We start from the raw sequence: 15140 nt of genomic DNA on the forward strand, positions 1-15140 counted from the left end.
CAACAACCTGCTGGACGAGGACTTCACCACGTTCCAGACCGTCTGGACGCAGGATGCCGGCGGCGCGTACGCGCCCAGCTACCTCGACGACTACAACAACAAGGACACGTCGCGGACCCGGGGGTTGAGCCTCAACGTCAACTTCTGACGTCTCGGTGTCCCCTGACTCTAGGTTTGAGAAACCGGGATAAGCCGGAATAAGACGGGAAAAAAAGGGACGAAAAGCCCGAAAAGCCGACGTTCTAGCGCGGAGCGAAGCGTCACGCGCGGGGAGGCGCGAGGTTTGCGAAACGAGCCACGCAAGCCCTAGTTGGACACATGAAATGAGAAAACGGCCACCGCGTTGGATGGCCGTTTAAATGCCCTGCGACGGCCCCTCAACGAGCCGGCGGGGTGTAAGGGGAATCGCAGGCTGCCTGCATACCGTCCACCCACTGGGCCAGCCAGGTGTTCAGGGCGTCGAGTTGGTCGTTGTCCAACTCCTGGATGACGCGATAGCCGGCGGCATAGACGAAGGCTTGAACTTCGTCGGAAAGCCCGTAGTGCTTAGCCTTCAGGCCGATCTGTGCGGTCAGGCTCCGGCGCCGGATGGGGAACGGTGTCGGGTGTGCGCGATCCGCGCATGCCTCCTGGCGTGCTGCGTCTGCAGCAGCCAGTGCCCCGTCAATGCTGGTTTTCAGCGCGCCTAGGTTCTCAAACGACGCGCTACGGGGCGTCTTGGCCCTAGCCAACAGCTCCCTTACCTGATCCACCCACAACCTGTGCGGCATCCTTTTTCCCCCTGGCAAGCCCGCGCGCTGCGGGCCGAGCGAACGCCAACACCTGGGCGCTTGGCAGGCCATTGACCAGTGCGTCGTAGATCAAGCTAACCAGTTGCCCGTAGTCCGGCGGCTCCAGTCGCTTCCCTTCCAACGCCTCTTCGGCCAGCTGGACAGCGAGGCTGACAGCTTCGGGTCGCACTGCCTGAGAAGGCGGCTGCGGGTGGCGTAGTTCCGGATCTATGCCTGTGGCCAGCCACTCCATGCTGCGGCCGGCGGCCAAGCAAAGACGGGCCATTACGTCGAACGAAGGGAGGTTGTCGCCCTTGATATAGCGCCGCAACTGGGGCACCGACACCCCGATCACATGTGAGGCTTCCGCCTGGTTACCCAGCACCTTGGAAAGCTCAGATATGCGCGTTCCGATTCCTGGCGCGGGAATCGGAACGGAAAGGGAACTGGCTCTGTCAGTTCCGATCCCTGCGTAACTCACTGATTTTTCGCCAACTTTGTCGGTCATTACGCAAATCCGAGCAGGAAAAGAATCGGAACTGATCGAAACGATCACTTTCGCTTGACACATGGATCACATGTGATCACTATCTAGCCCATAGATAGCCGTCTTTTGTTTGCATCACGGAGCCGCCCGACATGTCCCGCCCGAAGAAGGCTTTGACTCCAGAACAGGTCAAGCAGCGCCTGCGAATGCAGGGCACCACCACCACCCAATGGGCTGAAGCCCGTGGGTACACCCGGAACGAGGTCTACCGGGTTCTCAATGGTCAGGCCAAAGCCCACTACGGCAAGGCCCACGACATCGCCGTGGCCCTGGGAATGAAGCTGCCCGATGACCAGCCTACCAGCCCGGAAGAACCGCGCAATCCGCAAAAGCGGGCGGCCGCATGAATACCGCCCATGTCTACGCAGCGCCGGCCTCTGCCGGCAGGGGATCAGCCGGAAAGTGCCCCGCGCCGACGGACGCGAAAACCCCGGCAGCACGTAAGCAGGTCTTCCACCTTGTGGACGGGGGCCGCATGACCCCTAGGACCTCAGCCTGCGCGAGCGTGTGCGGTGGGGAGATCGCCTGATGGCCCGGAACCGAAAGGACGCGGGCACTGGCGATCTCTTCGCCGCGATTCCTCAGCCCGTCCAAGCGGCACCCGGCGGCCTCGACTTCCGCCCGGAGATCTCCTGCCTGGTCAGCCAGATGCTGGCCGAGACCCAGGCCGACAACCCGGAGCACGACCGCTATTCGGTTGCCGCCCAGGTGTCCCGCCTGGTCGGCAAGGAGATCAGTAAGGCCATGCTGGACGGGTACACGGCTGAGAGCCGCAAGGCCTTCAACCTGCCGTTCTGGCTGGTCGTCGCCCTAGAGCACACCTGTCGCTCCACGCTGCTGACGGATTGGCACGCCGCGAAGCGCGGTGGCCGCTTCCTGATGGGCCCAGCCGCTCTGGACGCCGAGATCGGCCGCATGCAGTCCGAAATGGAAGGCATGCGCGACAGGTTGCGTGCTGCCCAGGATCTCCGTCGGAGGATGAGCTGATGGCGGACGGTGACCGCGCCGCTTCGTGCGAGTGGTTCAGTGCCGCTGCCTTGGCCGGCGTCGCCGGCATGCCCGGTACCGAGCGCGGCGTCCGGAAGATGGCCGAACGGGAGGGCTGGACTGCCCGCAATCGCAGCAAGGGGAAAGGTTTTGAGTACCCTTGGACCGATCTGCCGGCGACCACGCATGCAGCGCTGCTGCTCGCCAAGCGTCCGGCGGCGTTGGCCAGCACCGGCCCGGTCAAGCGTCAGGGCAAAGCCAATGTGTCCGAGGCACGCATCCACGACGCGTGGAAGCGCTACGAAGCCGCCCCGCAGCACATAAAGGACATCGCGGGGCGTCGCCTCCGTGCCCTGCAGGCGGTCGAGAGCCTGATCGCCGAAGGACACAGTGCTGTCGATGCGCGCCAGGCCGTGGCCGCACAGCTGCAGCGCGAGAACGTGCGCGGCGCGAGCGTGGCCAGCCTGTATCGCTGGGCCAGCGACGTGGCAAAGGTGGAGAAGCAACACCGTCTGGCCATGTTGCTGCCCGAGTACAGCGGCCGCACGGCGACGACCGAGATCCCGACGGAAGCATGGGACCTGTTCAAGGCGGACTTTCTGCGCGTCGAGGCGCCGGCAGCCAGCGCGTGCTATCGCCGCCTGGAGAGCATCGCGAAAGTACGTGGCTGGGCGCTGCCGCACCTGCGCACTTTCATGCGCCGCATCGAGCGTGAGCTGCCGCGCGGCGTTCTCGTCATGGCACGCGATGGCGTCGAGGCCTTCAACCGCACGTTCCCCTCGCAGGAGCGCGACCGGAGCGTGTTCCATGCACTGGAGGCGGTCAACGCCGACGGCCACAAGTTCGACGTGTTCGTGAAATGGCCGGACGGCACCATCGGTCGCCCGATCATGGTCGGTGTCCAGGATCTCTACAGCGGCAAGTTGCTGGGCTATCGCATCGCCGAGACGGAAAGCGCGGATCTGGCTCGCATGGCCTTTCGCGACGTGATCGAGAACTACGGCATCCCGTCGAAGGTCTGGCTGGACAACGGCCGAGGCTTCGCCAGCAAGATGCTGACCGGCGGTGTCGCCAATCGCTTCCGTTTCAAGGTGCGGGAAGACGATCCGACTGGCGTGTTGGTGGCGATGGGCTGCGAGATCCATTGGGCCACGCCGTATCACGGCCAGGCCAAGCCCATCGAGCGCGCCTGGCGTGACCTCTGCGAGAACGTTTCCAAGCACCCGGCCTTTGCCGGTGCCTACACGGGCAACAACCCGACCGCAAAGCCGGAGAACTACGGCAGCAAGGCGGTGCCGCTGGACACGTTCGTCAAGTTCCTGCAGCAGGAGATTGCCGCGCACAACGCCCGCGAAGGCCGCGAGAGCCGCGTGTGCGCCGGTCGCTACAGCTTTGACCAGGCGTTCAACCACAGCTACGCGCAGTCGCCGATCCGCAAGGCAAGCACCGAGCAGCTGCGCCAGTTGCTCCTGACGGCCGAGGTTGTGAAGGCGGATAGCAGTGACGGATCGGTGCGCCTGGCCGACAACCGCTACTGGTCAGAAGCGCTGGGCGCGTACGCAGGCCAGAAAGTCATCCTGCGATTCGATCCCGACGCGCTACACACGAGCGTCCAGGTGTACACCCTGTCGAATGCCTACCTGGGCGAGGCCGAGTGCATCGCTGCGGTGGGCTTCGCGGACACGCAGGCTGCGCGTGACCACGCTCGCGCCAAGACGCAGTACCGCAACGCCACAAAGAAGCAGCTGCAGGCCGAACGCCGCATGGACCTGGCCACGCTGGTCAATCAGCTGCCCGAGGCCGCACCGACCGATCTGCCAGCCCCTGGCGTGGTGGCGCCGCTGTTCGGCAACAAGGCTCGGCCGAAGCCGCAGATGCAGCCCGAGGTGGAGCAGTTCGCTCGCACCGGCACCGATGACTCCCGCGTCAGCGCCCTCAGTGACTTCCTGGAGCGCGCCCAGGCATCTCAGACCGCCCGCTTTGGCTGGACGCCAACGGAGGACGACGCATGAAGCAATACGCCGCCCACGAACACCGTCGCAAGGGCGCACCAGGCAGTCGCGTGCTGCGTTGGCGCGAACGCCTGCAGAAGCACGCACCGGCCGTCATGCCGCCACTGAAACAACCCTTTCTCGTTCACCAACGTCTGTCCACAGGGGACTCAATGACCAACAACAACGCTTTCCAGCAGCCCGAGATCACGCCAGCCGACATGGATGGCTTGCGGGAGAGCCTGCGCGACATCATGGCCAACGATGGTGGCTACTCCCAGGCACGCATTGCCAGGGAAGCCGACATCTCTCCCACCACGCTGAGCCAGTGGATGGGCGGGACCTACGCCGGCAACCTGCAGGCGGTCGGCAAGAAGGTCCGCGCATGGCTGCAGGCTTTCGAAGAGCGCACTCGCGATGGTGGACTGCCGCAGCCGCCAGCGTGGGCCGATACGCCGATCAGCAAGAAGATCATGGGCGGCCTGCGCTATGCACAGATGGCCCAGGACCTTGTCCTGATCCTCGGTGGCGCAGGCCTGGGCAAGACCAAGACTGTCGACCGCTACCGCGCCAACACGCCCAACGTGTGGGTCGTGGAGCTGACCCCGGCCACCGGCGGCGAGATCGCCGCGATGGAAGAGATCGTGATCGCCCTAGGCGTCCGCGACTACGCGCGCACCAGCGGTCACCTGTTCCGCACCATCCTGACGAAGGTCCGCAACACCAACGGCCTGCTGGTTCTGGACGAAGCGCAGCACCTGACCGTCAAGGCGCTGGACCAGGTGCGGGCGATCCTCGACCAGGGCGGCATCGGCCTGGTGTTGCTGGGCAACGAGCGCGTCTACACGCAGATGACCGGCGGCAATCGAGCGCCGTTCCTGGATCGTCTGTACTCGCGTGTCGGCCAGAAGATCATTCTCAAGAAGGCCAGCTCCAAAGATGCGGACGCGATCATCGACGCGTGGGGCTTCGATGACCAGCGTTGCCGCGACGCGCTGCGCGCCATCGCCAGCAAGCCCGGCGCACTGCGCCAGCTCAACAAGGTGCTGCGCTTGGCGGCTGCCTACGCGAAGGCACAGGACCGCAAGCTGACCTGCGATGACATCGGCGTCGCGGCGCGCGAGCTGGGAGTGTTCGAATGAGCGCTCGCGTCCTGCCCTTCACCCTGCCGCCGTCGAAGGCGGTGGCGATCAGCCAGGCGACCGCCGACATGGTCATTGCCTCCGACGTTGTGACCGCCTTCGCGATGGGCGGCCTCGCGTTCAAGTGCCGCGTTGTGCAGGCCGTCGTGGACAGTGGTCGCCAGGTGGACGACCTGACCGTGCGCGAGCTGGTGCAGATCATCCAGCGGGAGAACGCCCGATGAGCCGCGTAGTTCCTTGTCGCCGCTGCGGCGTCGATCTCCACCACCACGGCGAAGTCACCGCCGTGGACCTGGTCTGTGCTGCCGACGATCTGGAAGGCAAGGACCGCGTGGATCTGATCTTGGAATGCGACTGCTGCGGCACGAAGTTCAACGCTTTCGTGCCGGTCGATGACTTCAAGGTGATCGAGTGACCGCCACGACCGTCGCCACCAGCACCTTCCGCCAGCGTGGCCGCATCTGCGCCGCGCTGAAAGAGGCCGGGCTGGCCAAGGCCTTCGTCACCGACGAACACGCGCCTGCGCTGGCGAAAGCCGGCCTGGCGCCCGAGTACGGCACGCCAATGTTGACCTTCCTGCGCGGCATCAGCAGCACCGCCGCCGCGCGGCTTCTCACCGCCCTGCGCGACATCAAGGAGCCCGCCCGATGAAGTACGCCCGTGACCAGCAGCACGCCATCACGCCGGAGGCAGTCCTCGCTGCCCTGCAGCGCCGCATCGGCAAAGCCAACGGGGCCACTGCCACCCAACTGGTCATCGAGCTGGCGGAGCGCGCGAGCGCAGCCGATGAGCGCCGCCTTCGCGACTGCGTCGTGTTCCTGCGCACGCAAGGTCACCCGGTCTGCGCGCTGCCGGCGCACGGCTACTTCATCGCCGCCAACGAAGACGAACTCAATGAGTCCTGCCAACACTTGCTGGAGCGTGCCAAGACCAGTCTCCAGCAAGCCTTCGCACAGAAGCGCGTCGCCATGCCCGATCTAGCTGGCCAGCTTCGTCTGCCCGTCACCGCCGCCCAGGGGAATACCGACCATGAATAACGCTCGCAGCATCGTCACCACGCCCACCCAAGAGGCCGTTGCAAACGGCCTTCAACTCGCCCTGGAAGCGGCCCAGCGCCTCGCGGAGGCGGGCTGCAAGGTCGTCGGCGCCGCCGTCACCTCGACGCAGGCCACCATCCACGTCTCCAATCCGCCTCCGTTCGTCACGGGCGGCATCAAGAGCCGGTTCCGCGATCCGGCAGGCGGCACGGTCTACGTCATGGCCACGCGCTACTTCGGCGTGCAACTGGAGTGGATGGCGCTGCAGCGCGGCAGCCAGGTGGTCGGTCATGCCTGATCCGCAGCGCTTCCTGGTCATGCGCGCAGAACACGTCGCCGGCTCAGACGGCTTCGCCAGTGTGGAGGAGGCCTTGGGCCACGCCTCAGTGCGCGTCAAAGCCGACAAAGAACCCCGCTACGTGGTGGCCATCACCGCGCAGCTATCCCCCGACCCGGTCCCGGCCGTGGTTGTCACTCGCTTCGATGAAGGAACCCCTGATGAAGAACGCACGCCTTGATGGTCGCCATTTGGATGGCGGTGGCCTGGTTGTCGCCGTGGTTTGCCTCGGCTGTTTCATCGCTGGAATGGTTGCCGGCGGCTTCATGTCGGTGACGCTGCTGTGACAGCGCACAACGGAAACACCTCATTGATCGCCACGATCTTCAACGAGGCTGAGGATTCGCTCACGACCGCGCAGGTGGCCAGCGAGTTGCTGAGGCGAGGCGTTACCAGGACGACGACTCAGGTTTCCGCGCTGCTGAGGTCAGCTGAGACCGTGGGTAGGTTCATTCGTTCCGACATCGATGGCCGCATCCACTGGACGAACAATCCGGAGTGGAAGGCCAAGCCGTTCGGCCGGAAGAAGAAGGGCGCCGCACGGCCGGAGGTAGCGCCGCCCCGCGAGCAGCCCGCTGCGACGGTCGTGCCCCCTGCGCGTGCGATTCCCTTCGCTTTGACCGAAAGGATGAGTTCCATCGCCCAGGATCTGCAGGACGCCCTGGAGGACGCCTGCAAGGCGCGCTTGTCGCATGACTTCATCAGCCACCTAGTGGCCGCCAGCACGTCTGTACAGAACGCACACCGGCAGCTGATCGCCTGACCCGAACCCGCGAGACACCCGCAGCACGGCGGCAACCGGCGCGGCCCTAATCCCAACACAGGACGCAAACCATGATCCAAGACCTTATCCCCGCCGGATACCGCAAAGACGCCAAGGGCCGGCTGATCAACGAAAAGCAGATCAAGCCCATCGACCTCGCACGCGACGAGCTGGTGACCGAGATCGTCGCCAAGGCCAAAGAGCTGCAGGCCGTGATGCGCAAGTTCAAAACGGGCACCTTCGGCGACATCGCCGCCTTCGTGGCGTTGAGCGGGGAGCAGTACCGGGTGCAGTTGGGAGGCACCAAGGGCAACGTCACGCTCGTGTCCTTCGACGGTCGCTACAAGGTCCTGCGCGCCATCCAGGACCGCATCACGTTCGATGAGCGACTCCAGGCGGCCAAGGCGCTGATCGATCAGTGCCTCACGGACTGGACGGAGAACGCGCGCGACGAGCTGCGCACCCTCATCAACGACGCCTTCCGCGTGGATGCGGCCGGCAACATCCGAACGATGGAAGTCCTGCGCCTGCGTCGCCTGGAGATTGAGGACGAGCGCTGGCAGCGGGCCATGACGGCAATTGGCGAGGCCGTCCAGGTCGAGAGCAGCAAGAGCTACATCCGGATCTACGAGCGCGACGACGAAACCGGCCTCTACAACCCGATTGCCCTTGACCTGGCGGTGGCCTGACATGGATACCGAGTTCACCCCGATTCCCGTGGCCACCGCTGAGCGCGTGGCCGCAGAGCATGGTTGCCGCCAGGTGATCCTGATGGCGTGGGATGGCAAGGCCACCCACGTCGTCACCTGGGGCTTCACTGCCCAGGACGCCCAGCAGGCCGCCGATGGCGGCAACCGCTTCAAGATGGTCATGAACTGGCCGGAAGACCTGTGCCGGTCGGTGCCGGAGCTGGCCAAGAAGCACAGCATGACGGTGCTCAATACCGCGCTGTGCATCGCCGACGAGACCGCGCGCAGCGACATCGAATGCAACGCCAAGTGGATTCCCCATCCTGACGGCGGCACGGTCTACGACCTGCGTTTCCCCATGATCACAGGAGCGACGAACGACGCGCAGAACGCACAGGCCGTCAGCACTGCCTCGCGGGCCGCCAAGTACATCGAGCAGCGCGGTGACGTGTTCCCGTGGCGCATGGTGCATGTGGACGGAGCGCCGCACCTGGTGCGGTTCGTGGACAAGGAGGCCTGACGATGGCGTGTAACTGTGCTGAGACGGTAACGAGGAAGCTCCAGGAAGGCGGATACCCGAATCTCGCGTTGGAACGCCCCATGTTCTTGCTCGACCAGCGCCCCAAGGAAGAGTACCCCTTGCTGGTGAAGCTTCGGAAGGTGGACAAGTCGATTCGCGGCTCCATAAATCTGGATATGTTCGCCACGTTCTGTCCCTTCTGTGGCGTTCGCTACCAGCAGGCAGAAAAGTGATGGCGAGGAAGCGTGATCCGCAGTTGGTGCGTATCCACTTGGCGCGCAAGCAGCTGGAGAAGACGATGGGCATGGACGAACAGTCCTACCGTAGCCTCCTGCTACGGGTGGGCGGCCATGACTCGTCAGCCAAGATGACGCCAGCACAACGCAACGCCGTGATCGCCGAGATGGTGCGCCTGGGCTTCAAGGAGAAACCCCGCAAGCGTTACCCCGGTGCCCCGGCCAACATCAATCAGGTGCCGATGCTGGGGAAGGTGGAGGCGTTGCTGGCCAACTCGCGCCGTGAGTGGGCCTACGCGCATGCAATGGCTGATCGCATGTTCGGTTTGGATCGCGTCGAATGGCTGCGGCACGACCAGTTGCACAAGCTAGTCGCTGCCCTGCAGGTGGATGCCAACCGAAACAAAAGGAACCAGCAGCAATGAACGACAACCGCTACGCCAGCCGCAAGTTCATGCTCGCTGCGTTCCTGCAGCTGGCGGCACTTGGTCTGTTGATCGCCGGCCTCATCGACGCTCCAGTCTGGAAGGACTTCAGCGTCACCGTCTTGATGCTCTACATGGCCGGGAACGTTGGGGCAGCCTTCGTGGAGAAGAAGGTCGCGTGATGCCGTGCGTTCCATTCCAGCACGAAGGCATGCGCGGCATCGTCTGTATCCGAGGCCCGCGTGTCCCGCAGAAGCGATGCGCGTACTGCGGCGTCCCGGCGACGTGCCTGTGCGACCACCCGAAAGGCAAGGAGACCTGTGACCGCCCCATGTGCGCAGCATGCGCCACTGAGGTGGACACGGATCTGCACCAGTGCCGTGACCACTGCCAGGCGGGGTTGTTCTGATGCGCGCGACGTGTCCGGACTGCGGCGCGCAAGCCCACCTCTCGGCCTTCCTCGTTGAGGAAGACGCCAAGCGTCTGGCAATCCTGCTGGCTGAAATGCAACCGGAGCTGGGTCGCGCGGTGATCGGCTATCTCGGCCTCTTCAAGCCGGCAAAGACCGCCCTTCGAATGGCGCGTGCGGTGAAGATCGTCCAGGAGCTGGTGGCGCTGGTGGAGACTGGCACGGTCTGCAAAGACGAGCGTAGCGGCGTGCGTCGCCCCGCCTCGGCAGCCACCTGGGCAGCCGGCATCGAGACGATGCTGCAGCAGCGGTCCTCGATCACGCTGCCCCTAGAGACCCACAACTACCTTCGCACCGTCGTCTACGGATTGGCGGACAAGGCGGACGCTGTGGCTGAGCGTCAGCGAGAGTCCGACGCGCGAGCTGGCAGGCATCTGCCGACAGAGACTGCTGCCGAGCGCAAGGAATCGAAGTACGAGAACCATCTGGCGTGGATTCAGCAAATGGAAAGCATTGGTCATTTCACCAGCGAGCAGGCCGCCCAGGAGCGCGGCCAGGCGCGCAAACGGTTTGGAGTATCTGATGACGACGCAGCCTGAACTTTTGCCTGACATGCCCATCGACGGCCAGCGCTTGTTGGAGGCGAACCTGGACGACGTTCCTAAAGAGAAGTGGGCGCGCGGCCTTGTTGAGGCCATCGAAGTGCAGGAGGCCGAATTCACCCGGCTGGGGTACAACCAAGACCAGGCATTCCAACTGGCGCGCCACGGGGTGTTGGCGCTTTCGCAGTACTGGGGTGGCCGCTACCGCTACCTGCCGCGAGGTGACGACCTGATTGCAGCGCTGCGCGATGCCGAGATCTACCGCCGGCACAACGGTCGGAACACCCAGGACCTGGCCACAGAGTTCAGGGTGACCGACCGACACATTCTGCGGATCTGCCGCCAGCAGTATCATCTCCACCAGCGCAAGCTACCGCTTGCGTTCGACCAAGGGGATCAAGGATGAGGCGGACGTTGCTTCTTACGCTGGTGCTGACGCTACTCGGTTGTTCCAAGGGGGAAGATCGTACCTTCAACCGGGATGCTGGCTTGCAGGTCGACATTCCGCTGCCGCCTGGGCTGTCCACCGATCAGAAGCGAGCGGTGGGTCAACTGATCGCCGCTTGCCCAGGACTGATTTCCTACCGCCAGGAATGGGTATGGGAGCGGTTCTCTGATGCCGACGCAGGAGGCGTCGTAGAGATCAGTTGGCGCATGGCGGATAGACTGGTCAAAGTGCCGCACGACTACTATGCAACGGGCCACATCTGCACCGCTCGCATTGGTGGCAACCGCGCCGATCACGTTTCTGTGGTCAAACGGCCATGCGTGAATGTGTGCATCGATCAGCCTGAGCCGGTGCCCAGATCCACGTTCATCGACGTACAGTAGGAATCCAAGCCCCGCCCCGAGCGGGGCTTTTCGTTTCAACCGACACGCGTCGGTCCCAGATCACTTGCGCGCACGCGCATCGTTGCTCCCGTGGCAGGCGGACGGGCCTGCCTCACGTCGGCGGCGGTCCCCCTGGCCGCCGCCGACAACCTCTATCGGGAGAGCGAATTGAACGAGACATTTCTGGACAAGTTCCAGCGACGCCTGCAGCCGGTGGTTCAGATCTTTGACCGCATCGGCTTCGTGTGGCTGGTGCTGATCCTGTCGCTGGTGCTGCTGCTGCCGGTGCTACTGCTCAATCCGGCAAAGCTGGGCGCCTACTTGTGGTTCATGACCAAGATCAGCGGCGCATTCGTGCTGGGCTACCTGTTCGACCTGGTGGCTTTCAGGGGCGCAGACCCGCGTTACCTGGACGGCATCGAAAAGACGATGGCACAAACACGTCGAGCAACGTTGATCGCCGCTGCAATAATCGGTGCGGGACTGATCGGATGAGCCGGATGTCCAACACGCGCGCCGGCCTGATCGCTGCTGCTATCGCGATGCTGGTGCTGCTGGGCTTGGGCTTGAGTCAGGACGCCCAGGCTCAACAGCGCGTCGCCATTCCCGAGGCGTCGGCGCTCTATCGGCATCGCGTCGAGCAGGTGGTCGCCGATGTGTGGGGCGTGAACGCCTCGCCGGCACGTCTGGCTGCCCAGCTGCACCAGGAGAGCGGATGGCGCATCCGCGCAAAGTCGCCTGTCGGTGCCCAAGGCATGGCGCAGTTCATGCCCGCTACCGCCAAGTGGATCGCGGAGCAGTTCCCGGCCGAGCTGGGCGCCTTCGATCCCTGGGACCCGATGCAGGCCATCAAGGCCGCCGCGATTTACGACAAGTGGCTGCTGGACCGCGTGCAGTCAATCGGCCACACCCGGATGTCCGAGTGCACCCGCTGGAACTTCGCCCTGCGCGGATACAACGGCGGTGAGCAGTGGTTGCTGCGTGAGCGCGGCCTTACGGTGGCCGGTCGAGCCAACGCAAACGACTGGCGCGACGTGGAGCGGTTTCGCGCACGTGGGACCGCTGCGCACCAGGAGAACATCGGATACCCGCGCCGCATCCTGCTGGTGCTGGAGCCGGCGTACATCGCGGCCGGGTGGCCGGGGACGGCCGCATGCGGTTGAAGCTCGATGACCTTGTTGCGGTGAAGGGCGCCGGCCTGTTGCCGGCGTTCGCCTGGGCGCTCGTCGCTGCTTTCGCCATCGGTGCCGTTGTCAGTGGCGTCCTGGTCTGGTGGTTGAAGGAAGGCCAGGCCGCCATTGAGGAGAACGCACAGCTCCGAGCAGACACGAAAGCCTGGGCGGACATCGCGAAGGGCCAGCGCGAGCAGCACGTGCAGCAGACCGTCGAATTCGGCGCCGCCATCAAGCGGCTTGGCGCCATTGCACAGGAGCGAGAGGATGAGCGCGAAGCACAGCGGCAGTGGATGGCAGCGCAATCAGCCGCGCTCGATGAGCTGCGTCGGTTACGGCCTGATCTGGATCGTATCCATCTTGGCCTTGAGTTCGTGCGCCACTGGAACAAAGCCAATACCGGCGCCGTCGACGCCGTCACCCCCGCCACCAGAGATCCCGGCCAGCCTCCGGCAGCAGTGCCCGGAGCTGCCGCTCCTGCAGAGCAACGATCCGAACCCGTTCACGGTCCTGGCGCAGCACGACCAGGAGGCGGCGCTGTATCGCGACTGCAGGAGCAGCAAGGCGCAGCTGATCCGCGCTACGGACGAGTGGCAGGCCACGGCCTGGCGCTGGTACTGCCAAGCGGTGAAGGGCGCAGGAATCAAGGTCAAGGAATGCCCGAGTGATTGATGCGGCGGACAAAGTCGTGGTGGACGACGAACGGGCTATGGAAGTGTTTCAGCAATCCAGGCAACGCCACCAGGCGCCGGCCGATGCGTGGCACCGCCGAACCGACGAGATCAACTGCATCGACTGCGCGGAGATCATCCCGCCGGCTCGGCTTGAGGCGATGCCCCGCACCAAGCGCTGCGTGCGCTGCGCAGCTGACGTGGAGCGCCGATGAGCGACTTGATTGTGGGGCTGCTGGTGCTGGTACTGGTGGTGTGCCTGGTGAACCTGGGCGTGGGGATGCTGCTGTGGTGGCGCCATGTTGGGCTGGTCGCGCGCGTGACCCGCCTGGAGGTCTACCAGGAACAGAACCTCACCCACGCCGAGACGCGACAGATCTACGAGCGCCTGTCCTCTATCGAAGGGCAGGTCCAGACAACGAACAGCCTGATGCGAACGGTGCAGGAACACCTGCTGGAGAACGACTGATGACCACCAAGACTTTCGCCGAGCGTCTGCGGGAAGAGCGCCGCCTGGTGATGCTGCGACTCCTGCATGAGCAGAACGGCTACCGTGCCAACAGCTCCACGCTGCATGCGGGCCTGCACCACCTGGCTGTGGCCAGCACGCGCGACGACGTGTTGACCGACCTGTACTGGCTGCGTGACCAGGGCTTCGTGCGACTGAGCGAGGCGGTGCCGGGAGTGGAGATTGCCGAGCTGACCGCCAGGGGGCACGACGTGGCCACTGGTGCCGCTGTCGTGCCTGGTGTGAATCGGCCGAGCCCGAAGTAATGGCCACGGGCAAGCGCCGCGCCAAGTCCTCGATCAGTCGGCTGCCCCCGGAGCAGAAGGCCTACATCGAGCGTCTGATGCGCGAGGACCGACTGACGCTGTCGGAAATGATCGCGGATCTGGAGGCGCGCTTCCCCGGAGAGCCGGCGGCCGAAGTCTCGCGGTCCGCGCTGCATCGCTACAGTGCCGGCTTCGCCGAGCTGACCGCGCGCATGCGCGACATCGACCGGGCATCGCAGGCACTGGTGGGCGAGTTCGGCGACAGCCTGGGCGAGAAGGCCGGCACGCTGCTGACCAACGCCGTCGTGACGCTGGTCACCGACGTAGCGCTGCGGCAGCAGGAATCTCAGGACGACGTTGACGTGGATACGGTGCGCAAGCTGGCGCGCGCCGCGAAGGACGCCATCGATACCAAGCGCGTGGATGTGAACGTGCGCAAGGCCGTTGCGGCCGAAGCGCGTGAGGCGTTGCTGCGGGAGCAGTCCAGCGCCTTGGACAAGGTCGTAAAGGCTGGCGGACTGTCCGCCGAGGCTGCCGCCGACATCCGGGCCAGCATTCTGGGCGTGCGGGTGGCCACGTGACCGGCGCCAGTCGCACCCTCGTACCCAACACCGCCAGCGCCGAGATCCCAGCGGCGCTGATGCCGTACCAGCAGCGTTGGATCGCCGATCAATCCAACCTCAAGGTGATGGAGAAGGGCCGTCGAACGGGCATCACCTGGGCTGAGGCCGCAGACGATGTGCTGATCGCGGCCAGCGCCAAGTCCGCCGGTGGCCAGAACGTGTACTACCTGGGCACGGACAAGGAAATGACCGAGGAGTACATCCAGGCGTGCGCGATGTGGGCCAAGGCGTTCAACCACGCGGCCAGCAGCATCGACGAAGGGCTGTGGGACGAAGAGGAAGACGACAAGCACATCAAGACCTACACGATCCGCTTCCCCAATAGCGGCTTCAAGATCATCGCCTTGGCCAGCCGCCCGCGAAAGCTGCGCGGCCGCCAGGGTGTGCTGGTGGGCGATGAGGCCGCCTTCGTGGACGACCTGCCTGAGCTGCTCAAGGCTGCGGTCGCCTTCCTGATCTGGGGTGGCAAGGTGCGCCTGATCTCCACTCACAACGGCGCGGACAATGCGTTCAACGAGCTGATCCAGGAGATCCGCGGCGGCAAACGGCGTGGCACGGTGCACACCGTATCGTTTCTCAGCGCCGTGCAGGAAGGTCTCTTCCAGCGGGTGTGC

At 64.7% G+C, this 15140-nt stretch carries 29 protein-coding genes and 1 pseudogene; 28 read left to right on the forward strand and 2 right to left on the reverse strand.

Going from position 1 to position 15140, the window contains the following annotated elements:
* Positions 1 to 377: 377 nt before the first annotated feature.
* Together VGF12_RS09375 and VGF12_RS09380 are read right to left on the reverse strand one after the other, a co-directional pair.
* Positions 378 to 731, reverse strand: a complete 354-nt coding sequence (locus VGF12_RS09375) for a hypothetical protein (protein WP_331175767.1) — start codon at positions 729 to 731, stop codon at positions 378 to 380.
* Positions 724 to 1278 carry a helix-turn-helix transcriptional regulator gene (locus VGF12_RS09380; RefSeq protein WP_331175768.1) on the reverse strand — a complete coding sequence of 185 codons (555 nt, stop codon included), beginning with the start codon at positions 1276 to 1278 and terminating at the stop codon, positions 724 to 726. Before VGF12_RS09380 ends, VGF12_RS09375 begins: the two co-directional genes overlap by 8 nt.
* 131 nt (positions 1279 to 1409) lie before the next feature.
* On the opposite strand from VGF12_RS09380, the gene VGF12_RS09385 reads away from it, so the two are divergent.
* The 28 genes and pseudogenes from VGF12_RS09385 to VGF12_RS09520 all read left to right on the forward strand — a co-directional run.
* On the forward strand, positions 1410 to 1664 hold the full coding sequence (locus VGF12_RS09385) for a DNA-binding protein (protein ID WP_331175769.1): 255 nt from the start codon (positions 1410 to 1412) through the stop codon (positions 1662 to 1664).
* 181 nt (positions 1665 to 1845) lie between these two features.
* Positions 1846 to 2304, forward strand: coding sequence for a hypothetical protein (locus VGF12_RS09390; RefSeq protein WP_331175770.1), 459 nt, complete (start codon positions 1846 to 1848; stop codon positions 2302 to 2304).
* The gene (locus VGF12_RS09395) at positions 2304 to 4316 is read left to right on the forward strand and encodes a transposase domain-containing protein (RefSeq protein WP_331175771.1); all 2013 of its coding nucleotides are present in this window, start codon (positions 2304 to 2306) and stop codon (positions 4314 to 4316) included. The genes VGF12_RS09390 and VGF12_RS09395 overlap by 1 nt, the downstream gene beginning before the upstream one ends.
* A complete protein-coding gene (locus tag VGF12_RS09400; RefSeq protein WP_331175772.1) occupies positions 4313 to 5437 on the forward strand; it encodes an AAA family ATPase in 1125 nt (374 codons plus the stop codon). The genes VGF12_RS09395 and VGF12_RS09400 overlap by 4 nt, the downstream gene beginning before the upstream one ends.
* Complete coding sequence (locus tag VGF12_RS09405) at positions 5434 to 5661, forward strand: hypothetical protein (protein WP_331175773.1); 228 nt, start codon at positions 5434 to 5436, stop codon at positions 5659 to 5661. Before VGF12_RS09400 ends, VGF12_RS09405 begins: the two co-directional genes overlap by 4 nt.
* The gene (locus VGF12_RS09410) at positions 5658 to 5852 is read left to right on the forward strand and encodes a hypothetical protein (protein ID WP_331175774.1); all 195 of its coding nucleotides are present in this window, start codon (positions 5658 to 5660) and stop codon (positions 5850 to 5852) included. The genes VGF12_RS09405 and VGF12_RS09410 overlap by 4 nt, the downstream gene beginning before the upstream one ends.
* Positions 5849 to 6088, forward strand: a complete 240-nt coding sequence (locus VGF12_RS09415) for a hypothetical protein (RefSeq protein ID WP_331175775.1) — start codon at positions 5849 to 5851, stop codon at positions 6086 to 6088. Before VGF12_RS09410 ends, VGF12_RS09415 begins: the two co-directional genes overlap by 4 nt.
* A complete protein-coding gene (locus VGF12_RS09420; RefSeq protein ID WP_331175776.1) occupies positions 6085 to 6474 on the forward strand; it encodes a hypothetical protein in 390 nt (129 codons plus the stop codon). Before VGF12_RS09415 ends, VGF12_RS09420 begins: the two co-directional genes overlap by 4 nt.
* Complete coding sequence (locus VGF12_RS09425) at positions 6467 to 6772, forward strand: hypothetical protein (RefSeq protein WP_331175777.1); 306 nt, start codon at positions 6467 to 6469, stop codon at positions 6770 to 6772. Before VGF12_RS09420 ends, VGF12_RS09425 begins: the two co-directional genes overlap by 8 nt.
* The gene (locus VGF12_RS09430) at positions 6765 to 6992 is read left to right on the forward strand and encodes a hypothetical protein (RefSeq protein WP_331175778.1); all 228 of its coding nucleotides are present in this window, start codon (positions 6765 to 6767) and stop codon (positions 6990 to 6992) included. The genes VGF12_RS09425 and VGF12_RS09430 overlap by 8 nt, the downstream gene beginning before the upstream one ends.
* Complete coding sequence (locus VGF12_RS09435; RefSeq protein WP_331175779.1) at positions 6973 to 7098, forward strand: hypothetical protein; 126 nt, start codon at positions 6973 to 6975, stop codon at positions 7096 to 7098. Before VGF12_RS09430 ends, VGF12_RS09435 begins: the two co-directional genes overlap by 20 nt.
* 23 nt (positions 7099 to 7121) lie before the next feature.
* The gene (locus VGF12_RS09440) at positions 7122 to 7574 is read left to right on the forward strand and encodes a hypothetical protein (RefSeq protein WP_331175780.1); all 453 of its coding nucleotides are present in this window, start codon (positions 7122 to 7124) and stop codon (positions 7572 to 7574) included.
* 71 nt (positions 7575 to 7645) lie between these two features.
* Positions 7646 to 8263 carry a DUF3164 family protein gene (locus tag VGF12_RS09445; protein WP_331175781.1) on the forward strand — a complete coding sequence of 206 codons (618 nt, stop codon included), beginning with the start codon at positions 7646 to 7648 and terminating at the stop codon, positions 8261 to 8263.
* Position 8264: 1 nt separating this feature from the next.
* Entirely contained in the window at positions 8265 to 8783 is a 519-nt protein-coding gene (locus VGF12_RS09450; RefSeq protein WP_331175782.1) for a hypothetical protein, read from the forward strand.
* Between the two features lie 80 nt (positions 8784 to 8863).
* On the forward strand, positions 8864 to 9016 hold the full coding sequence (locus VGF12_RS09455) for a hypothetical protein (RefSeq protein ID WP_331175783.1): 153 nt from the start codon (positions 8864 to 8866) through the stop codon (positions 9014 to 9016).
* Positions 9016 to 9444 (forward strand): regulatory protein GemA, encoded by a 429-nt coding sequence (locus VGF12_RS09460; protein ID WP_331175784.1) that lies wholly within the window; start codon positions 9016 to 9018, stop codon positions 9442 to 9444. Before VGF12_RS09455 ends, VGF12_RS09460 begins: the two co-directional genes overlap by 1 nt.
* Positions 9441 to 9626: a hypothetical protein gene (locus VGF12_RS09465; RefSeq protein WP_331175785.1), complete on the forward strand. Its 186-nt coding sequence runs from the start codon at positions 9441 to 9443 to the stop codon at positions 9624 to 9626. Before VGF12_RS09460 ends, VGF12_RS09465 begins: the two co-directional genes overlap by 4 nt.
* 226 nt (positions 9627 to 9852) lie before the next feature.
* Complete coding sequence (locus VGF12_RS09470) at positions 9853 to 10452, forward strand: hypothetical protein (RefSeq protein ID WP_331175786.1); 600 nt, start codon at positions 9853 to 9855, stop codon at positions 10450 to 10452.
* Positions 10436 to 10861: a Mor transcription activator family protein gene (locus tag VGF12_RS09475; protein ID WP_331175787.1), complete on the forward strand. Its 426-nt coding sequence runs from the start codon at positions 10436 to 10438 to the stop codon at positions 10859 to 10861. Before VGF12_RS09470 ends, VGF12_RS09475 begins: the two co-directional genes overlap by 17 nt.
* Positions 10862 to 10869: 8 nt before the next feature.
* Positions 10870 to 11286 (forward strand): hypothetical protein, encoded by a 417-nt coding sequence (locus VGF12_RS09480; RefSeq protein WP_331175788.1) that lies wholly within the window; start codon positions 10870 to 10872, stop codon positions 11284 to 11286.
* A 90-nt stretch (positions 11287 to 11376) separates the two neighbouring features.
* Positions 11377 to 11781 (forward strand): hypothetical protein, encoded by a 405-nt coding sequence (locus VGF12_RS09485; RefSeq protein WP_331175789.1) that lies wholly within the window; start codon positions 11377 to 11379, stop codon positions 11779 to 11781.
* Complete coding sequence (locus tag VGF12_RS09490) at positions 11778 to 12449, forward strand: lytic transglycosylase domain-containing protein (protein ID WP_331175790.1); 672 nt, start codon at positions 11778 to 11780, stop codon at positions 12447 to 12449. The genes VGF12_RS09485 and VGF12_RS09490 overlap by 4 nt, the downstream gene beginning before the upstream one ends.
* Positions 12440 to 13126: a hypothetical protein gene (locus VGF12_RS09495; protein WP_331175791.1), complete on the forward strand. Its 687-nt coding sequence runs from the start codon at positions 12440 to 12442 to the stop codon at positions 13124 to 13126. The genes VGF12_RS09490 and VGF12_RS09495 overlap by 10 nt, the downstream gene beginning before the upstream one ends.
* Positions 13123 to 13344 (forward strand): TraR/DksA C4-type zinc finger protein, encoded by a 222-nt coding sequence (locus VGF12_RS09500; protein WP_331175792.1) that lies wholly within the window; start codon positions 13123 to 13125, stop codon positions 13342 to 13344. Before VGF12_RS09495 ends, VGF12_RS09500 begins: the two co-directional genes overlap by 4 nt.
* On the forward strand, positions 13341 to 13598 hold the full coding sequence (locus VGF12_RS09505) for a hypothetical protein (protein WP_331175793.1): 258 nt from the start codon (positions 13341 to 13343) through the stop codon (positions 13596 to 13598). The genes VGF12_RS09500 and VGF12_RS09505 overlap by 4 nt, the downstream gene beginning before the upstream one ends.
* Positions 13598 to 13903 carry an ArsR family transcriptional regulator gene (locus VGF12_RS09510; RefSeq protein ID WP_331175794.1) on the forward strand — a complete coding sequence of 102 codons (306 nt, stop codon included), beginning with the start codon at positions 13598 to 13600 and terminating at the stop codon, positions 13901 to 13903. Before VGF12_RS09505 ends, VGF12_RS09510 begins: the two co-directional genes overlap by 1 nt.
* Positions 13903 to 14484, forward strand: coding sequence for a phage protein Gp27 family protein (locus VGF12_RS09515; protein WP_331175795.1), 582 nt, complete (start codon positions 13903 to 13905; stop codon positions 14482 to 14484). The genes VGF12_RS09510 and VGF12_RS09515 overlap by 1 nt, the downstream gene beginning before the upstream one ends.
* Positions 14481 to 15140, forward strand: a pseudogene (locus VGF12_RS09520) (hypothetical protein); the annotation flags it as partial. The gene VGF12_RS09515 and the pseudogene VGF12_RS09520, both read left to right, overlap by 4 nt.

This window comes from Roseateles sp. (assembly GCF_036404855.1).
Lineage (GTDB): Bacteria > Pseudomonadota > Gammaproteobacteria > Burkholderiales > Burkholderiaceae_C > Pelomonas.

Excerpts from the sequence above, each read along its gene's own strand:
- VGF12_RS09380 (WP_331175768.1), bottom strand. The coding sequence starts at position 1,278 with ATGACCGACAAAGTTGGCGAAAAATCAGTGAGTTACGCAGGGATCGGA.
- VGF12_RS09385 (WP_331175769.1), top strand. The coding sequence starts at position 1,410 with ATGTCCCGCCCGAAGAAGGCTTTGACTCCAGAACAGGTCAAGCAGCGC.
- VGF12_RS09390 (WP_331175770.1), top strand. The coding sequence starts at position 1,846 with ATGGCCCGGAACCGAAAGGACGCGGGCACTGGCGATCTCTTCGCCGCG.
- VGF12_RS09395 (WP_331175771.1), top strand. The coding sequence starts at position 2,304 with ATGGCGGACGGTGACCGCGCCGCTTCGTGCGAGTGGTTCAGTGCCGCT.
- VGF12_RS09400 (WP_331175772.1), top strand. The coding sequence starts at position 4,313 with ATGAAGCAATACGCCGCCCACGAACACCGTCGCAAGGGCGCACCAGGC.
- VGF12_RS09405 (WP_331175773.1), top strand. The coding sequence starts at position 5,434 with ATGAGCGCTCGCGTCCTGCCCTTCACCCTGCCGCCGTCGAAGGCGGTG.
- VGF12_RS09410 (WP_331175774.1), top strand. The coding sequence starts at position 5,658 with ATGAGCCGCGTAGTTCCTTGTCGCCGCTGCGGCGTCGATCTCCACCAC.
- VGF12_RS09420 (WP_331175776.1), top strand. The coding sequence starts at position 6,085 with ATGAAGTACGCCCGTGACCAGCAGCACGCCATCACGCCGGAGGCAGTC.
- VGF12_RS09425 (WP_331175777.1), top strand. The coding sequence starts at position 6,467 with ATGAATAACGCTCGCAGCATCGTCACCACGCCCACCCAAGAGGCCGTT.
- VGF12_RS09430 (WP_331175778.1), top strand. The coding sequence starts at position 6,765 with ATGCCTGATCCGCAGCGCTTCCTGGTCATGCGCGCAGAACACGTCGCC.
- VGF12_RS09435 (WP_331175779.1), top strand. The coding sequence starts at position 6,973 with ATGAAGAACGCACGCCTTGATGGTCGCCATTTGGATGGCGGTGGCCTG.
- VGF12_RS09445 (WP_331175781.1), top strand. The coding sequence starts at position 7,646 with ATGATCCAAGACCTTATCCCCGCCGGATACCGCAAAGACGCCAAGGGC.
- VGF12_RS09450 (WP_331175782.1), top strand. The coding sequence starts at position 8,265 with ATGGATACCGAGTTCACCCCGATTCCCGTGGCCACCGCTGAGCGCGTG.
- VGF12_RS09455 (WP_331175783.1), top strand. The coding sequence starts at position 8,864 with ATGTTCTTGCTCGACCAGCGCCCCAAGGAAGAGTACCCCTTGCTGGTG.
- VGF12_RS09460 (WP_331175784.1), top strand. The coding sequence starts at position 9,016 with ATGGCGAGGAAGCGTGATCCGCAGTTGGTGCGTATCCACTTGGCGCGC.
- VGF12_RS09465 (WP_331175785.1), top strand. The coding sequence starts at position 9,441 with ATGAACGACAACCGCTACGCCAGCCGCAAGTTCATGCTCGCTGCGTTC.
- VGF12_RS09470 (WP_331175786.1), top strand. The coding sequence starts at position 9,853 with ATGCGCGCGACGTGTCCGGACTGCGGCGCGCAAGCCCACCTCTCGGCC.
- VGF12_RS09475 (WP_331175787.1), top strand. The coding sequence starts at position 10,436 with ATGACGACGCAGCCTGAACTTTTGCCTGACATGCCCATCGACGGCCAG.
- VGF12_RS09490 (WP_331175790.1), top strand. The coding sequence starts at position 11,778 with ATGAGCCGGATGTCCAACACGCGCGCCGGCCTGATCGCTGCTGCTATC.
- VGF12_RS09495 (WP_331175791.1), top strand. The coding sequence starts at position 12,440 with ATGCGGTTGAAGCTCGATGACCTTGTTGCGGTGAAGGGCGCCGGCCTG.
- VGF12_RS09505 (WP_331175793.1), top strand. The coding sequence starts at position 13,341 with ATGAGCGACTTGATTGTGGGGCTGCTGGTGCTGGTACTGGTGGTGTGC.
- VGF12_RS09510 (WP_331175794.1), top strand. The coding sequence starts at position 13,598 with ATGACCACCAAGACTTTCGCCGAGCGTCTGCGGGAAGAGCGCCGCCTG.
- VGF12_RS09515 (WP_331175795.1), top strand. The coding sequence starts at position 13,903 with ATGGCCACGGGCAAGCGCCGCGCCAAGTCCTCGATCAGTCGGCTGCCC.